The following is a 13,799-nucleotide window of genomic DNA, read 5'->3' on the forward strand; positions in this document are numbered from 1 at the left end:
GGAGGCGGACGCCGCTAGCCGACCAGGGTGGCGGCGCGGGTGAAAATGGAGACGCAGAAGTCCATCAGGTAGCCGGCCATCCAGCGGCCCATCAAAATGATGGCCAGCAGCGTGACCAGCAACCTGGGCAGGAAACTGAGCGTCTGTTCGTTGATTTGCGTGGCCGCCTGCACCAGCGCCACCAGCAGGCCCATGATCAGGCCGGGCACCACCAGCAGGATCACCAGCAGCATGACGATATGCAGCGATTCGACCACCAGGTCGACGGCAACTTCGGGAGTCAGCATGGTTTGCAATCCACTATCTAATACGCCTGCACACTGGTGACGAGCGTGTTGACGGTCAGCGTCCAGCCGTCGACCAGCACGAACAGCAGCAGCTTGAACGGCAGCGAGATGACCAGCGGCGACAGCATCATCATGCCCATCGCCATCAGCACCGACGACACCACCAGGTCGATCACCAAAAACGGAATGAACAGCATGCAGCCGATCTGGAACGCGGTCTTCAACTCCGACAGCACGAACGCGGCCAGCTTGACGGTGAACGCGTGCTCGGCCGGGGTGGCGACCTTGCCCTCGCCGGCCAGGTGGGCGATCTGCTGCAGCGCGGCCTTGCTCGTTTGCGCCAGCATGAAGCGGGAAATGGGTTTTTCGGCGATCTGCAGCGCCGTCTCCAGGCTGATCTTGTCCTGGTCGTAGGGCACGAAGGCGTCGGTCCAGATCTGGTCGCCGATCGGGCGCATCACCAGCAAGGTCAGGATCAGGGCGACGCCGGTGATCACCCGGTTGGGCAGGCCCTGTTGCAGGCCCAGGGCCTGGCGCAGCAACGACAGCACGATGACGAAGCGGGTGAAACTGGTCATCATCATGACCATCACCGGGAGCAAGCCCAGCAACGTCATGATGATCAGGATTTGCATCTTGACCGTCAGTTCGGTGCGCGCGCCCGGCACCACGTTGGCCAGCAGGTCGACCGCCTGGGCGGCGCCCGGCGCCAGGGCCAGGGCCAGCCCCACCCCGGTAGCCGCCACGGCGGCGGCGGCGAGGCCGGGCCGGCGCCACCGCGTCGTCACACTCCAGGTCATGGAGTCATCATGTCGAGATTGAGGCCGTCCAGGTCGATGACTTTGAGGCCGTAGTTTTCGCCGGCCACCACCACCTCGGCGCGGCCGATGGCGGTGCCGTTGACCTTGATGACCAGCGGCTCGCCGGCCAGCACGTCGAGCTCGACCACGCTGTCCGGGCCGATCGCCATCAACTCCTGCAGCGAGATGCGCGCCGAGCCGACCTCCAGGGTCAACGTCACCGGGATCTTGCGCATCATCGCCGGCAGGTCGCGGCGCGGCGCGACGGCCGGCACGTCGGCCAGCTCGGTGCCGACCTGGTCGATGATCATTTCCTCGGACAGGTCTTCCAGCAAGGCGTCACTTGGGTTGGCTACGTTCATGTTCATCATGTTTATTCGACATCTTCAAAGGAGGTTAGACAGAGTTTGCCCTTGTGCTCGGTCACGGCCGCGGTGAACAGCCGGGAATCCTCGAGCAGGACGTCGGCTCTGCTCAGGCTGATGGGGATGACATCGCCAACCTGCAAATCGTAGAGGGTGCCCAGCATCACTTCCTTGCTGGCCAGGCGGCCCGTCAGGCCCACCTGCAGGCGCTGCGCCAGCGGGCTGGGGGCCTGGGGTTTCTTGGCGCCGTCGCGGTCGCGCAACAGGCCGCGCAGCACGCTGGCCATCAGCGCCTTGTCGAGCGCGAACCAGAACTGGCCGGTCGCGCCGCTGGCGTTGTCGGCCAGGGTGACGGTGATGGTCCAGTTGCCCTTGGGCGGCGGCGCGCCCGGCGCCGGTTTGAATTCCGTGTCGGCGCCGTCGTCCCCGCCTTCGGCGGACGGCGCCTTGTCGATCACCGGCAGGTTGAGCTCGATGCGGCCGGCCAAGGTGCCGGCCAACTGTTGCCCCAAAACCACAGCGAGGCGCTCCTCGGTGGCGGTCACGCGCACCGTGTTTTCGTCGACGGCGGCGGCGCTGTTGTCGGACTTGCCACTGCTGCCGTAGCGGAAGTTGAGTACGCTGAGCAACACCTTGCGCTCGAGCGAGAAAGAGATGTGGCCGGCCGGGGCCGCGAAACTCAACCAGCGCCCGCGCTGTTCGCCGTCGAAACGGGTGAACTGCACGTCGTCGACCCGGAACGCGCCCCAGTAGCGGCGGTTCATGTTCAAACGCATGGCTTGCGTCAGGTCGTCGCGCAACTGGGCCGCGAAGATGTGCAGCAGGTGCACCGGACGCCCAAGCAAGCAAGGGTCCAGAACCTGATGGGGCGCGGTCTGTTTTGTGGTTGTCATGTTAGGGCCAGGTCGGGTGTTAGGGCCGGGTCGGATAATTCTTCATACGCTCCATCATCGCACTATCCAGCTAAAAACTGGTTACTTCCAGCGCAAAATTTGGCTCCGTGCAACAGCATAAGGCAAAGTAGGCCCGGATCGCTAGTCGGAGTCTACAGGAAAATTCACATTATTGCTATGGAACAAGTTTTGTCGCAGGATGTTTACGGTGGGCAAATAAACCTTTACAAGAATATTGCCAGCCGGTAAGCTAAACGCAGCCTCATAGAGGAGGCGACGCATGGCAAGAAACCTTAACAAACGACCCTTAGTGAATGATTTATAACGGTATTTGCTCCAGGAAAACACTTTCCAAGCGATCCGGAATTGGCAGCGCAAACATTTAACCAGGGTACGCTCAAAACGTGACATTTTCCCGCCGCACAATACCACCCGACACAATTGCCATCAGGCAATGCACCAGGGTTAATCCGACGGCACCGTCGCGCTCTTTCCTACAAGAATGTGACATGCAAGACGGATGTGTAGCACGAATGCGATAGAGACAGCGCGGCACAGCCCGGCAATGGACGCCGAGCTTGCCGCATACCGGCAATCTGGATATGGTAGACACGTGGGACCCGGCGGCACGCAAGCCGCGCACGGCGCACGAAACAGGAGGTAACAAGCATGAGTAACGGATTCTCCAGCCTGATTCAGGCCGACCTGGCGTCGCTCACCAACGCCGCGCAAACGCTGGGCAACAGCGCCATCGCGCCGGCCGCCCAGTTCGGCGGCCAGGCCGGCCAGTTCGGCGCGGCCGACGCCAACGCCGGCTTTTCGTTCGCCCAGTCGATGAAGGACGCGATCGGCAAGGTCAACGATGGCGACACCGCCGCCGGCCAGAAGATGGCCGATGTCGACTCCGGCAAGAGCGACGACCTGGTCGGCGCCATGCTGGCCAGCCAGGAAGCGAGCCTGTCGTTCTCGATGCTGATGCAAGTGCGCAACAAGGTGATGGGCGCCGTCGACGAGCTCATCAAGTTGCCGCTGTAAGCGCCGTTAACCAGCAAACCCACACCACCGCGCACCCACAACGCGAAAGCAATCAACGTGATCAACACCATCAAGACCGCCTTTGGTCGCTGGCGCACCAGCCCGGCCGCCATGTCGCTGCCACCGAACCTGCTCAAGAACCTGTATCCGCTACTGCTGCTGGCGATCGGCGTGACGGCGCTGGTGCTGATGTATCTTTGGAACGACCAGTCCGGCTACAAGCCGGTCTTCGGCGCGCGCGAGAAAGTGTCGGCGTCCGACATGATGACCGTGCTCGACACCGACCACATCCCCTACCGCCTGCATCCGGAGAGCGGCCAGGTGCTGGTGCCGGCGTCGATGCTGGGCAAGGTGCGCATGCTGCTGGCCGCCAAGGGCGTGACCGCCCAGCTGCCGGCCGGCCTCGAACTGATGGACAAGAACGACCCGCTGGGCGTGTCGCAGTTCGTCCAGGACGTGCGCTTCCGCCGCGGCCTGGAAGGCGAGCTGGCGCAGTCGATCATGACCATGGACGCCATCGCGCACGCCCGCGTGCACCTGTCGATCGCCAAGTCGACCTCGTTCGTGTCGTCCGACGGCGACAAGTCGTCGGCCTCGGTCGTGGTCGCGCTCAAGCCGGGCCGCACCCTGCAGCCGGAGGCCATCGCCGCCGTCGTCAACATGGTGGCCGGCAGCGTGGCCAGCCTCAGCCCGCAGCGGGTCAGCCTGGTCGACCAGACCGGCAACCTGCTGTCGTCGCACATCGACCTGACCGAGGGCTTCGACGCCGGCAGCGCCGGCAACGAGAACGGCAAGCGCATCCAGGACGAGGTCAAGGCCAACGTCAAGAATTTGCTGGGCCCGGTGATCGGCGACGACAACTTCCGCCTCAGCGTGATGGCCGCCGTCGACAACGACAAGATCGAGGAAACGGTGGAGAAATTCGGCGCCGACCCGAAGGTGACGAGCGAGGCGATGCGCGAGGAGCAGGACCGCAACCGCATGGCCATGGGCGTGCCGGGCACCCTGTCGAACCGGCCGCCGCCGGCCAACCCGAATCCGGCCGACGCCGCCAAGCCGGCCACCGACCCGGCCGGCATGGGCGACGGCACGGCGCGCAAGAACGCCACCACCCGCCAATACGCCTACGACCGCAGCATCACCCAGACCAAGCGCAGCCGTGGCCGCCTGCAAAAGCTCAGCGTGGCCGTGGTGCTGGCGCAGGCCGCCGCGCCGACGCCGAAGACCGGCTGGAGCGCCGCCGAGATCGCCAACATCGACAAGATCCTGCGCAACGGCCTGGGCATCGACACCGAGCGCGGCGACCAGCTGGTGGTGTCGGCCATGAACTTCCCGCCCAAGGCGGCCGTCACGCCGTGGTGGGAGGAGCGCGACAACATCGTCGACATCAGCTCCTACGTGATCTACGGCGTCGGCCTGCTGCTGGGCTACCTGTTGATCCTGCGTCCGCTGCTGCGCCTGGTGACGGTGCGCTTCACGCCCGATCCGAAGGAATTGCAGCGCGTGGCCGCCGAGCGCCGCGCCGCCGAGGCCGCCGCCGTGGCGGCCGCCAAGGAAGCCAAGGACGCCAAGGACGGCGTGCTGCCGGCGCTGCCGGGCGCCGCCGCGCCGGGCGCCCCGGGCGCGCCCGCCCTGCCGGGTTCGGCGCAACCGGGCATGCCGGTGGTGCCGCTGCTGGAAAACTACGATCTGCCGCCACCGGGCTCGGCGGTCGACGTCATGGTCGACCACCTCAAGGTGCTGGCCGCCAAGGAACCGGAACGCGTAGCCGAAGTCGTTAAACAATGGATGCAGAAAAATGGCCGAACTCAATAAACCGCAGGACCACGACGATTCCGACTACGCCCACGGCGCGCCCAAGCTGTCGCCGGTCGAGCAGGCCGCGATCGTCTTGCTGAGCATCGGCGAGGAGCCGGCCGCGGCCGTGCTGCGCTGCCTGAGCCGCGAGGAATTGCTCGAGGTGACGCAGGTGATGTCGCGCATGAGCGGCATCAAGGTCGAGTCCGTCAAGGCGGCGATGCAAACCTTCTTCGACGACTACCGCGAGCAGTCCGGCGTGCACGGCGCCTCGCGCAGCTACCTCAAGCGCTCGCTGGACCTGGCGCTCGGCGGCGACCTCGCCAACACCGTCCTCAACAACATCTACGGCGACGAGCTGCGCCCGAAAATGGCGCGCCTGCAGTGGGCCTCGCCGAAGTGGCTGGCCGAATACATCTCCAACGAGCACGTGCAGATGCAGTCGGTGTTCCTGGCCTTCCTGCCGCCGGCGCTGGCCGGCCAGATCATCGACGCGCTGCCGCAGGAGGGCCGCGACCTGGTGCTGCTGAACCTGGCGCGCCTCGACGAGATCGACCGCGACCTGCTGCAGGAGCTCGACGAGCTGGTGGTGCGCTGCCTGAGCTCGTTCGACTCGCAAAGCACCAGCGTCGAGGGCATCCGCCAGGCCGCCGAGATCCTCAACCGCCTGCCGGGCAACCGCGCCCAGATGGTCGAGCTGCTGCGCGCCCACGACCCCGAGGTGGTGGCGCAAATCGAGCTGTCGATGTACGACTTCTTCATCCTCGGCAACCAGTCCGAGGTGGCCATCACCCGCATCATCGAGGAAGTGCCGCTGGAGCAGTGGGCGATCGCGCTCAAGGGCGCCGAAGTGTCGATCCGCGACGCCATCCTCAAGACCATGCCGAAACGCCAGGCCCAGGCCTTCGAGGACATGATGCGCCGCGCCGGCCCGATGCCGATGTCGCGCATCGAGCAGACCCGCCAGGAGATCATGGCCACCGTCAAGGCCCTGGCCGACGGCGGCGAGATCGAGATCCAACTGTTCGCCGAACAGGTGGTCGAATGAAGCAGTTCCGCGCCTACCGCTTTCCGCCGCTGGCCCAGTTCACCAACCTCGCCCACCAGCGCGCCGTGGCGCAGAGCCACGGCCAGGGCGGCGACGGCGGCGCCCAGTGGGCGGCGTCGGTCAGCGAAGGCTTCGAACAAGGCCAGCGCGACGGTTACGAGATCGGCCTGGCGCGCGGCCAGGAGGACGGCTTCGAGGCCGGCCGCGCCGCCGGCCAGGAACAGGGCCGCGAGGAAGGCCGCCACGAAACCCTGGTCGCTTACGACCAGATGGCGCGCCCGGTCGACGCCATGCTCAAGAGCCTGAAAAAGCTGCGCTCGGACTACCGCGCCGCCCAGCGCAAGGAAGTGGTCGACCTGGTGGCCAAGGTGGCGCGCCAGGTGATCCGCGCCGAGCTGGCGTTGCAGCCGGTGCAGCTGATGGCCCTGGTCGAGGAAACGTTGGCATCGATGCCACCGACGCGCGAGGAGATCGACGTCTTCCTCAACCCCGAGGAATTGAAGCGTATCGCCGAGCTCGATCCGAAACGTTCCAAGCGCTGGAACCTGATCCCCGACGCCCGCCTGGAAGTGGGCGAGTGCCGCATCAAGGCTGGCGATAATGAAGTCGATGCCGGATGTCATCAACGTCTTGCCGCTGTCATGGAACAGGTCGATAATCAATTGCAGGCGGCCGATGGCGGCGACGAAACGGAGACCGAAGAGTGATCGCTGACGCGTTACGCAATCTCGAGCTGGGCTCCGTGCCCATGGCGACCCCGACGGGCCGCCTGGTCGGCGCGTCCGGTTTGCTGCTCGAGGCCGCCGGGTGCCCGCTGCACACCGGCCAGCGTTGCCAAATCGAGACAGTCGGCGGCGAATGGCTCGACGCCCAAGTCGTTGGCTTCCGCGACAAGCTTTCCTTTTTGATGCCGTTCAAAAAAGCGGTCGGCCTGACCACGGGCGCGCGCGTGCTGCCCTCCCCCGAAAAAATCAGCCTGCAGATCGGCTCGAGCTGGCTCGGCCGCATGGTCAACGGCCTGGGCGAACCGATCGACGGCCTGGGCAAGCTCAGCGGCGACTTTCCGCTCGAGTCGCAGCCGCCGCGCGTGCATCCGCTGAAGAAAAAACCGGTCACCGAACCGCTCGACGTCGGCGTGCGCGCGATCAACGCCATGCTGACCCTGGGCAAGGGCCAGCGGGTCGGCCTGATGGCCGGTTCCGGCGTCGGCAAGTCCGTGCTGCTGGGCCTGATGACCCGCCAGACCGTGGCCGACGTGGTGGTGGTGGGCCTGATCGGCGAGCGCTCGCGCGAGGTGCGCGAATTCGTCGACATGTCGCTCGGCAAGGACGGCCTGGCCAAGGCGGTGCTGGTGATCGCCCCGGCCGACGAGAGCCCGTTGATGCGCATCATGGCCACCGAGCTGTGCCATTCGATCGCCGCCCACTACCGCGACCAGGGCAAGAACGTGCTGCTGCTGGTCGATTCGCTGACGCGCTACGCGATGGCGATGCGCGAGGTGGCGCTGGCGCTGGGCGAGCCGCCTGCCACCAAGGGCTATCCGCCGTCGGTGTTCTCGGCGCTGCCGCAGCTGGTCGAATCGGCCGGCAACGGCGAAAACCAGACCGGCTCGATGAGCGCGATCTATACCGTGCTGGCCGAGGGCGACGACCAGCAGGACCCGGTGGTCGACACCGCCCGCGCCGTGCTCGACGGCCACATCGTGCTGACCCGCGAGCTGGCCGAGCGCGGCCACTATCCGGCGATCGACATCGGCGCCTCCATCAGCCGCTGCATGAGCCAGGTCATCACGCAGGAGCACATGCTGGCCGCGCGCGCGCTCAAGTCGAGCATGGCTCGCCACAACCGCGTGCGCGACCTGATCCCGCTGGGCGCCTACGTGCCAGGCGCCGATCCGATCACCGACAAGGCGGTCATGCTGCACCCGAAGGTGGAAGATTTTCTGTGCCAGGGCACCAAGGAAGAAGCGCCGTTCGCGCCGTGTGTAAGTGAACTTGAAAAGCTGATGACATGAGCCACCAAAATATCCGCAACCTGACCACCCTGGTCGCCCTGCGCAACACCGAGGTCGAGCGCCTGCAGACCGAGATGGCGGAAAAGCAAAACTTGCGCGACCGCTACCAGAAAAACCTGGACCGCCTGACCGGCCTGTACACCAACAGCGGCGCCAGCGGCAACCTGCACCCGGCCCTGGCCGGCAACTGCGGCGACTACAAGCAGGCCGTGATGCAGATGGCCGACAGCCACCGGCTCGACCTGCACATGCACGAGGCCGACATGGCGGTGTCGCAAAAGGCGCTCAACGCCGCCTGGGCCAAGCGCGAGGTGCTGGGCAAGGTGCTGGTCACGCAGCAGAAGGTGGTGCTCAAGGAAAAGGACGCCAAGGAACGCAAGCAGCATGACGACCTGGCGACCCAGGCCTGGCTGCGGGGACAGAAAGCGCCCGTGTAATCTTAACGCCTTGTCACATCAGTTGTCGCGGCGTCATTGATAGCCTTTAGGACACATTCCCGCCCCGGCACGACACATTTGCAACACCCAAAAAAAAGTTAGAAATATTTTCATACGGAAACGATTAGGGTCGCCTTGTATCAAGGTACACTTCATTTATCCTTTCCAGGAGCAAGATCATGGCAGTCATCAGCAGTCCAACCTACGACCCAATCACCACCGCCACCAATCTGGCCAACACCTACGTCGCGGCGTCCAAGCTGCGGTTGGACACGCAAGCGGCCAGTGCCAAGGCGACCGCGGGCGCACTGACCACGCTCGGTTCGGCGTTGAACGCCTTCCAGAGCGCGCTGCAGGGACTGACCAGCGGCTCCAAGACGGTGACGGCCAACTCGGCCACGATGAGCAACACGGCGGTCGCCACCGCCACCGCCACCTCCAAGGCCGTTGCCGGCACCTACTCCTTCTATGTCGAACAACTGGCCACCGCCGGCCAGGTATCCTATAACGTCGCCGACAGCGTCGCCACCAACGCCGGCTCGCTCAACATCGCGCTGGCCGACGGCTCGACCTTCCAGGTCGCGCTGACCAACGCCGACAGCGACATGGACGGCAAGTTGACGGCCAAGGAAATCGCCGCCGCCGTCAACGTCGCCGCCACCAACAATTCGCGCGTCACCGCCTCGACCATGACGGTCAACGGCGTGTCCAAGCTGGTGCTGACCTCGGCCAAGACCGGCGCCGACAACGCCGTGGCGTCGATCGACGTCGCCGGACTGGGCGACCCGGCGCTGCAGGCCGACCTGTCGGCCAAGACCGTGCTCAGCGCGGCAAGCAACGCCATCGTCTGGATCGGCGGCCAGAACGGCACCAAGATCGAGCAGGCCTCCAACACCGTCACCGCCATCGACGACGTCAGCTTCACCGTCACGCAAGCGCAGGCGGCCAACGCCGCGCCGGTGACCTTGACCGTGGCCGCCGACAAGAGCGGCACCGCCGCCAACGTGCAAACCTTCGTGACCGCCTACAACACCCTGCTCGGCGTGATGAACACGCTGACCGCCGCCGGCGACCACACGCCGAAATCGAACACCGATACGACCTCGACCAGCGCGGACGCTGCGCTGTACGGCGACGCCGGCCTGGGCTCGCTGCGCGACCGCCTCAACGCGTCGCTGCGCGCGGTCACCGGCGGCCGCTCGCTGATCAACTTCGGCATCTCGGCGCAGCGCGACGGCACGCTCTCGCTCGACACCGGCCGCCTCGAAAAGACCATCGCCACCGATCCGGCCGCGCTCGACGCGCTGTTCGGGCAAGCCAGCGCGGTCGGCGCCGGCACCGGCGTGCTGGGCACGATGAACAAGCTGGTGGGCAGCTGGACCAACGCCGCCAACGGCTTGCTCGGCAGCCGCAAGGAATCGACCACCAGGCTGCAACGCGACATCACCGAGCGCCTGGCGACGGTGGAAGACCAGTTCAACAATGCCTACAAACGCTATCTGACGCAATTCACCGCGCTGCAACAGTTGCAACAGAAGATGACCGGCACCTCGAACCTGTTCACGGCGCTGTTCTCCTCGGACAGCGACAACTAAACACTATCCCCCTCCGCGGCAATCGGGCCGCGGAGTCTTACCAGTACGGTGAACCCCATGTTGAACCACGAAGCTTATAGCAGTTACCACTCCACCAATCTGGACGCCCAGGTGGCGCGGGCGTCGCCGATCGAACTGGTGCTGGTGTTGACCGACGGCTTGCTCGAGGAGCTGGCGCGCGCGCGCGGCCACATCATCGGCAAGCGCTACGAGCTCAAGGCCATCAGCCTGAACAAGTGCACCGACATCATCAACGGTCTGTCGAGCTCGCTGGACTTCGACAACGGCGGCGAGGTGGTGGAAAACCTGGGCCGCCTGTACGACTACTGCGCCGGGCGCCTCTACACCGCCGGCGTCAGCCTCGACCCGGCCATCATCGACGAGGTGACCACCTTGCTGACGACCATCAAAAAAGGCTGGCTGGGCGTACAGGCCAAAAATGGATAGGCAGGCGACCTTGCTGCAGATGGCAAAGAAAATGAACGCCGCCATCGCCGCCGAGGATTGGAAGTTGCTGGGGGCGATAGACACGCTGGTGGCGGCGACCTTGCCGCAAATGGCGGCGCAGGGCAAATGGAGCGGCGCCGAACGGGCCGCCCTGTCGGCCTTGCATCAAATGCATCAGGAAGCGGTACGCCGTTGCGACCTCGCCACCGAAGACCTGGGGCGTCGTCTGAACGAAATGCAGGCAAACAAGGAGGGGTGGCTGGCCTACTCCCTCGACAGCGAACAAGCAGAAAACGGAATTCAAGCATGAGCATCACTATGAACCGCGTCAACCACGCCGACAAGGCCGCCCAGGCGGCCAAGGCCGATTTCACCGCGCCGGTCGCGGCCAATCGCGGCCAACAGGAACGCGCCGGCAGCACCGCCGCCTCCGCCAGGCAGCCGGCCCACCGCAGCGCGGCGGCCGCGAACGCGCACACGAACCAGGCCGCACCGGCCAAGTCGCCTGCCGGCCCGGCCCCGGCCCCGGCCAGAAGCACCCAGTCCGGCGCTGGCGCGCAAACCGCCAAAGCCACGCAGTCCGGCAAGACCGCGCCGGACGCCGAACCCGCCGACGCGCCGAGCGCCGACACGCCGGTGGTGGCGCCGTTCGCCCACATGCTCCATCCGGTGGACCTGCCCGCCGCCGGCGAGGAAGACAATGCCGCCGCCGCGCCGGTCGCCGAGGCCGCCGACGGCGCCCACCCCGCCGCCGGCACGGATGCCCTGCCGGCGATGATCACCTCGATGCTCAACGCCGGCGCCGCCACCGGCGGCACGCAGGCCCCGGCCGCCGACGCCCGTGGCGAGACGGTCAGCGCCGTCTCCACGCTGAGCAACTCGGCCACCCGCCTGAACCTGGCCGCCGCCAGCGTGGCCGTCAACGTCGTCGCGCCGCAACCGGCCGCCGATGCCGCCGCCGCGCGCGCCGCCGCCCAATTGCAAGCCGCGACGGCCGCCACCGCCCAGGTCGTCAGCACCCCGGCCGGCGCCGCCGTCCAGGGCGCCGTCGCCCAGCAAGCCAAGGCCGACGCGCCCGCCGCCGCCGATGCCGACGCCGCCGTGCCGGTGCCGGTGCCGGCGACCGACGCCGCCGTACCGCAAACGGCCAACGCCGCCACGGCGCCGCGCGCCTTGCCGCGTGGCGCCGAAGCGGCCGCCGGCCAGCCCGCCAACACCGGCGCCGCGCCGCCAGCCACCGCCACCGTGGCCAAGGACGAGAACCGCGCCACCGCCGCCGCGCCGGCCGCCACCACCGCCACCACCACCAGCGCCGGTTTGACGGCGGGCGCGCCCGCCGCGCCGGCCGCATCGGGCGCCACCGTCAAGCTCGCCGGTACGCCGGAGCAGTGGCAACAGCCGCTGCGCCAGGCGCTGGGCGACCGCCTGCAGCTCAACCTCCAGCGCAACAACGACCACGCGGTGATCCGCCTGGAACCGCCCAATATGGGCAGCATCGAGATCTCGATCCGTCACAGCGCCGGCGCGCTGCAGGTGAACCTGTCGGCCAACAACAGTGAAGTGCTGCGCCAGCTCAACGCCATCGGCGACAGCGTGCGCCAGGATTTGTCGACCCGCCAGTTCAGCGACGTCGCCGTGACGGTGTCGTCGAGCCGCGCGCAAGCGCAGGCCCAGGCCGACAGCGGCGGGCGCAACGGCCAGCAACGCGGGCAGGACGACGCCCGCACGCCGGGCCGCGCGCTGTCCGAGGACGGCGCCGCCTCCCTCTTTGCCATGACGTCCGAGCAGGAGTAATCAGTAGATGAAGAACATGAAAATGATTGTCGCGTTCGCCCTGGTGGCGGTGGTAGGCGCCGCCGTCGCCGGCGGCGCGGTGTGGTACATGTCCAAGGGCGACGCGGCAGCGGCCGAGGAACACGACGCCAAAGGTGGCAAGGACGCCAAGGCCAAGAAGGCCAAGAAGGAAGAGAAAAAGGATGAAACGCCGCCGAAGTACCTGACGGTCGACAAGGTCATCATCATGCTCAAGCGGGTGCCCACCGACACCTCGGCCCATTACATGTCGGCCGACCTGGTGATCACCACCAACATCAAGCAGGAGAAGGAAGCCAAGGAGCACTTGCCGATGCTGCGCAGCGTGGCCGTGCGCACCCTGTCGAATTTGCCGATGGCGACCGCGCAGGTGATGACGATCGACCAGTTCGCGGCCGAGTTGAACAAGGCCTTCGACGACACGTACGAGCAGGAAGGCCGGGAGAAACCATTTTCCGAGGTCATGATCGGCAAGCTCATCATCGAGTAAGCCGGACCGGGCATGAACACGAGTGGAGCGGGCATGGCCTACACAGAGCAGTACGCGGAAACTTATGCCGAAGGCTACAGTGAAGACGGCAAGGCGCCGGTCATGCACAGTGCGGCCGACGAGCAAAAGTATCTGCTCGCCTATGCGCCGCTGGTCAAGCGCATCGTGCGCCAGCTCAATTCGCAGGTCGCCGGCGCCATCGACCGCGACGACATGGAACAGATCGGCCTGATGGGCCTGCTGGAGGCGCTGCGCCGTTACGGCGAGCCCGACGGCGGGTTCGGCAGCTACGCCAGCCTGCGCATCCGCGGCGCCATCCTGGATGAACTGCGGCGCCAGGACTGGCGCCCGCGCGCGGTGCGCCAGCAAAGCCACAAGCTGCGCGACGCCGTGCGCGCGCTGACCCGCAAGCTCGGCCGCGAGCCCAGCGAGCAGGAGATCACGACCGGCCTGGGCCTGACGGCCGAGGCCTACCAGGCCTACCAGCTCGACGAGAATGCCGAGCTGATCGCCAGTTTCGACGAGATTTTGCAGGATAGCGTCAGCAACGAGAGCGCGCCCAGCCCGGAGGACCAGCTGATGGTGCGCCGCAGCCTGGAGCAGGCGCTGCGCGGGCTCGACGAGCGCGAGCAGCGGGTGGTGCAAATGTATTACGAATTTGAGCTCAGCTACAAAGAAATCGCCGCCGTGCTGGACCTGACCGACGCCCGCGTCTGTCAGCTCAACAAGGCGGCGCTGGGCAAAATGAAAGCCGTACTGCAAGCCTGAATGGTTCAGCG

The 13,799-nt window shown here is 66.3% G+C and carries 16 protein-coding genes; 12 read left to right on the top strand and 4 right to left on the bottom strand.

Features of this window, described 5'->3' with window-relative positions; genetic code table 11:
* Positions 1 to 14: 14 nt before the first annotated feature.
* Genes AC07P1_RS18950 through AC07P1_RS18965 form a run of 4 tightly spaced genes read right to left on the bottom strand, consistent with a single transcriptional unit; the run spans position 15 to position 2,345 of the window.
* Positions 15 to 287: a flagellar biosynthetic protein FliQ gene (locus tag AC07P1_RS18950; RefSeq protein ID WP_090313971.1), complete on the bottom strand. Its 273-nt coding sequence runs from the start codon at positions 285 to 287 to the stop codon at positions 15 to 17.
* Between the two features lie 17 nt (positions 288 to 304).
* Entirely contained in the window at positions 305 to 1,087 is a 783-nt protein-coding gene (gene fliP / locus AC07P1_RS18955) for a flagellar type III secretion system pore protein FliP (RefSeq protein ID WP_494697271.1), read from the bottom strand.
* Positions 1,084 to 1,455, bottom strand: coding sequence for a FliM/FliN family flagellar motor switch protein (locus AC07P1_RS18960; RefSeq protein WP_494697272.1), 372 nt, complete (start codon positions 1,453 to 1,455; stop codon positions 1,084 to 1,086). The genes fliP and AC07P1_RS18960 overlap by 4 nt, the downstream gene beginning before the upstream one ends.
* 5 nt (positions 1,456 to 1,460) lie before the next feature.
* On the bottom strand, positions 1,461 to 2,345 hold the full coding sequence (locus tag AC07P1_RS18965) for a FliM/FliN family flagellar motor switch protein (protein WP_494697273.1): 885 nt from the start codon (positions 2,343 to 2,345) through the stop codon (positions 1,461 to 1,463).
* Positions 2,346 to 3,014: 669 nt separating this feature from the next.
* Between AC07P1_RS18965 and fliE the strand changes: the two genes are divergently transcribed.
* The 12 genes from fliE to AC07P1_RS19025 all read left to right on the top strand — a co-directional run bounded on the left by fliE (position 3,015) and on the right by AC07P1_RS19025 (position 13,788).
* On the top strand, positions 3,015 to 3,380 hold the full coding sequence (fliE, locus tag AC07P1_RS18970) for a flagellar hook-basal body complex protein FliE (RefSeq protein ID WP_315212724.1): 366 nt from the start codon (positions 3,015 to 3,017) through the stop codon (positions 3,378 to 3,380).
* 57 nt (positions 3,381 to 3,437) lie between these two features.
* Positions 3,438 to 5,195: a flagellar basal-body MS-ring/collar protein FliF gene (fliF, locus tag AC07P1_RS18975; RefSeq protein ID WP_494697274.1), complete on the top strand. Its 1,758-nt coding sequence runs from the start codon at positions 3,438 to 3,440 to the stop codon at positions 5,193 to 5,195.
* Complete coding sequence (locus AC07P1_RS18980; RefSeq protein ID WP_494697275.1) at positions 5,179 to 6,225, top strand: flagellar motor switch protein FliG; 1,047 nt, start codon at positions 5,179 to 5,181, stop codon at positions 6,223 to 6,225. The genes fliF and AC07P1_RS18980 overlap by 17 nt, the downstream gene beginning before the upstream one ends.
* On the top strand, positions 6,222 to 6,932 hold the full coding sequence (fliH, locus tag AC07P1_RS18985; RefSeq protein WP_090313977.1) for a flagellar assembly protein FliH: 711 nt from the start codon (positions 6,222 to 6,224) through the stop codon (positions 6,930 to 6,932). Before AC07P1_RS18980 ends, fliH begins: the two co-directional genes overlap by 4 nt.
* Positions 6,929 to 8,239: a flagellar protein export ATPase FliI gene (fliI, locus tag AC07P1_RS18990; protein WP_315212720.1), complete on the top strand. Its 1,311-nt coding sequence runs from the start codon at positions 6,929 to 6,931 to the stop codon at positions 8,237 to 8,239. Before fliH ends, fliI begins: the two co-directional genes overlap by 4 nt.
* Positions 8,236 to 8,676, top strand: coding sequence for a flagellar export protein FliJ (fliJ, locus tag AC07P1_RS18995; RefSeq protein ID WP_494697276.1), 441 nt, complete (start codon positions 8,236 to 8,238; stop codon positions 8,674 to 8,676). The genes fliI and fliJ overlap by 4 nt, the downstream gene beginning before the upstream one ends.
* Positions 8,677 to 8,855: 179 nt before the next feature.
* Positions 8,856 to 10,271, top strand: a complete 1,416-nt coding sequence (fliD, locus tag AC07P1_RS19000; RefSeq protein WP_494697277.1) for a flagellar filament capping protein FliD — start codon at positions 8,856 to 8,858, stop codon at positions 10,269 to 10,271.
* 57 nt (positions 10,272 to 10,328) lie between these two features.
* On the top strand, positions 10,329 to 10,718 hold the full coding sequence (fliS, locus tag AC07P1_RS19005; RefSeq protein ID WP_315212717.1) for a flagellar export chaperone FliS: 390 nt from the start codon (positions 10,329 to 10,331) through the stop codon (positions 10,716 to 10,718).
* A 31-nt stretch (positions 10,719 to 10,749) separates the two neighbouring features.
* Positions 10,750 to 11,028, top strand: a complete 279-nt coding sequence (locus AC07P1_RS19010) for a hypothetical protein (RefSeq protein ID WP_494697278.1) — start codon at positions 10,750 to 10,752, stop codon at positions 11,026 to 11,028.
* Complete coding sequence (locus AC07P1_RS19015; protein WP_494697279.1) at positions 11,025 to 12,512, top strand: flagellar hook-length control protein FliK; 1,488 nt, start codon at positions 11,025 to 11,027, stop codon at positions 12,510 to 12,512. Before AC07P1_RS19010 ends, AC07P1_RS19015 begins: the two co-directional genes overlap by 4 nt.
* Positions 12,513 to 12,519: 7 nt before the next feature.
* Entirely contained in the window at positions 12,520 to 13,020 is a 501-nt protein-coding gene (locus AC07P1_RS19020) for a flagellar basal body-associated FliL family protein (protein WP_494697280.1), read from the top strand.
* Positions 13,021 to 13,053: 33 nt separating this feature from the next.
* Positions 13,054 to 13,788 carry a FliA/WhiG family RNA polymerase sigma factor gene (locus tag AC07P1_RS19025; protein WP_090313985.1) on the top strand — a complete coding sequence of 245 codons (735 nt, stop codon included), beginning with the start codon at positions 13,054 to 13,056 and terminating at the stop codon, positions 13,786 to 13,788.
* Positions 13,789 to 13,799: the final 11 nt, after the last annotated feature.

It is taken from the genome of Duganella sp. GW821-FHT07F09 (genome assembly GCF_059418705.1).

Excerpts from the sequence above, each read along its gene's own strand:
- AC07P1_RS19020 (WP_494697280.1), top strand. The coding sequence starts at position 12,520 with ATGAAGAACATGAAAATGATTGTCGCGTTCGCCCTGGTGGCGGTGGTA.
- fliP (WP_494697271.1), bottom strand. The coding sequence starts at position 1,087 with ATGACCTGGAGTGTGACGACGCGGTGGCGCCGGCCCGGCCTCGCCGCC.
- AC07P1_RS19010 (WP_494697278.1), top strand. The coding sequence starts at position 10,750 with ATGAACGCCGCCATCGCCGCCGAGGATTGGAAGTTGCTGGGGGCGATA.
- AC07P1_RS19015 (WP_494697279.1), top strand. The coding sequence starts at position 11,025 with ATGAGCATCACTATGAACCGCGTCAACCACGCCGACAAGGCCGCCCAG.
- fliH (WP_090313977.1), top strand. The coding sequence starts at position 6,222 with ATGAAGCAGTTCCGCGCCTACCGCTTTCCGCCGCTGGCCCAGTTCACC.
- fliJ (WP_494697276.1), top strand. The coding sequence starts at position 8,236 with ATGAGCCACCAAAATATCCGCAACCTGACCACCCTGGTCGCCCTGCGC.
- AC07P1_RS18980 (WP_494697275.1), top strand. The coding sequence starts at position 5,179 with ATGGCCGAACTCAATAAACCGCAGGACCACGACGATTCCGACTACGCC.
- AC07P1_RS18965 (WP_494697273.1), bottom strand. The coding sequence starts at position 2,345 with ATGACAACCACAAAACAGACCGCGCCCCATCAGGTTCTGGACCCTTGC.
- AC07P1_RS18950 (WP_090313971.1), bottom strand. The coding sequence starts at position 287 with ATGCTGACTCCCGAAGTTGCCGTCGACCTGGTGGTCGAATCGCTGCAT.
- AC07P1_RS18960 (WP_494697272.1), bottom strand. The coding sequence starts at position 1,455 with ATGAACATGAACGTAGCCAACCCAAGTGACGCCTTGCTGGAAGACCTG.
- fliD (WP_494697277.1), top strand. The coding sequence starts at position 8,856 with ATGGCAGTCATCAGCAGTCCAACCTACGACCCAATCACCACCGCCACC.
- fliE (WP_315212724.1), top strand. The coding sequence starts at position 3,015 with ATGAGTAACGGATTCTCCAGCCTGATTCAGGCCGACCTGGCGTCGCTC.
- AC07P1_RS19025 (WP_090313985.1), top strand. The coding sequence starts at position 13,054 with ATGGCCTACACAGAGCAGTACGCGGAAACTTATGCCGAAGGCTACAGT.
- fliS (WP_315212717.1), top strand. The coding sequence starts at position 10,329 with ATGTTGAACCACGAAGCTTATAGCAGTTACCACTCCACCAATCTGGAC.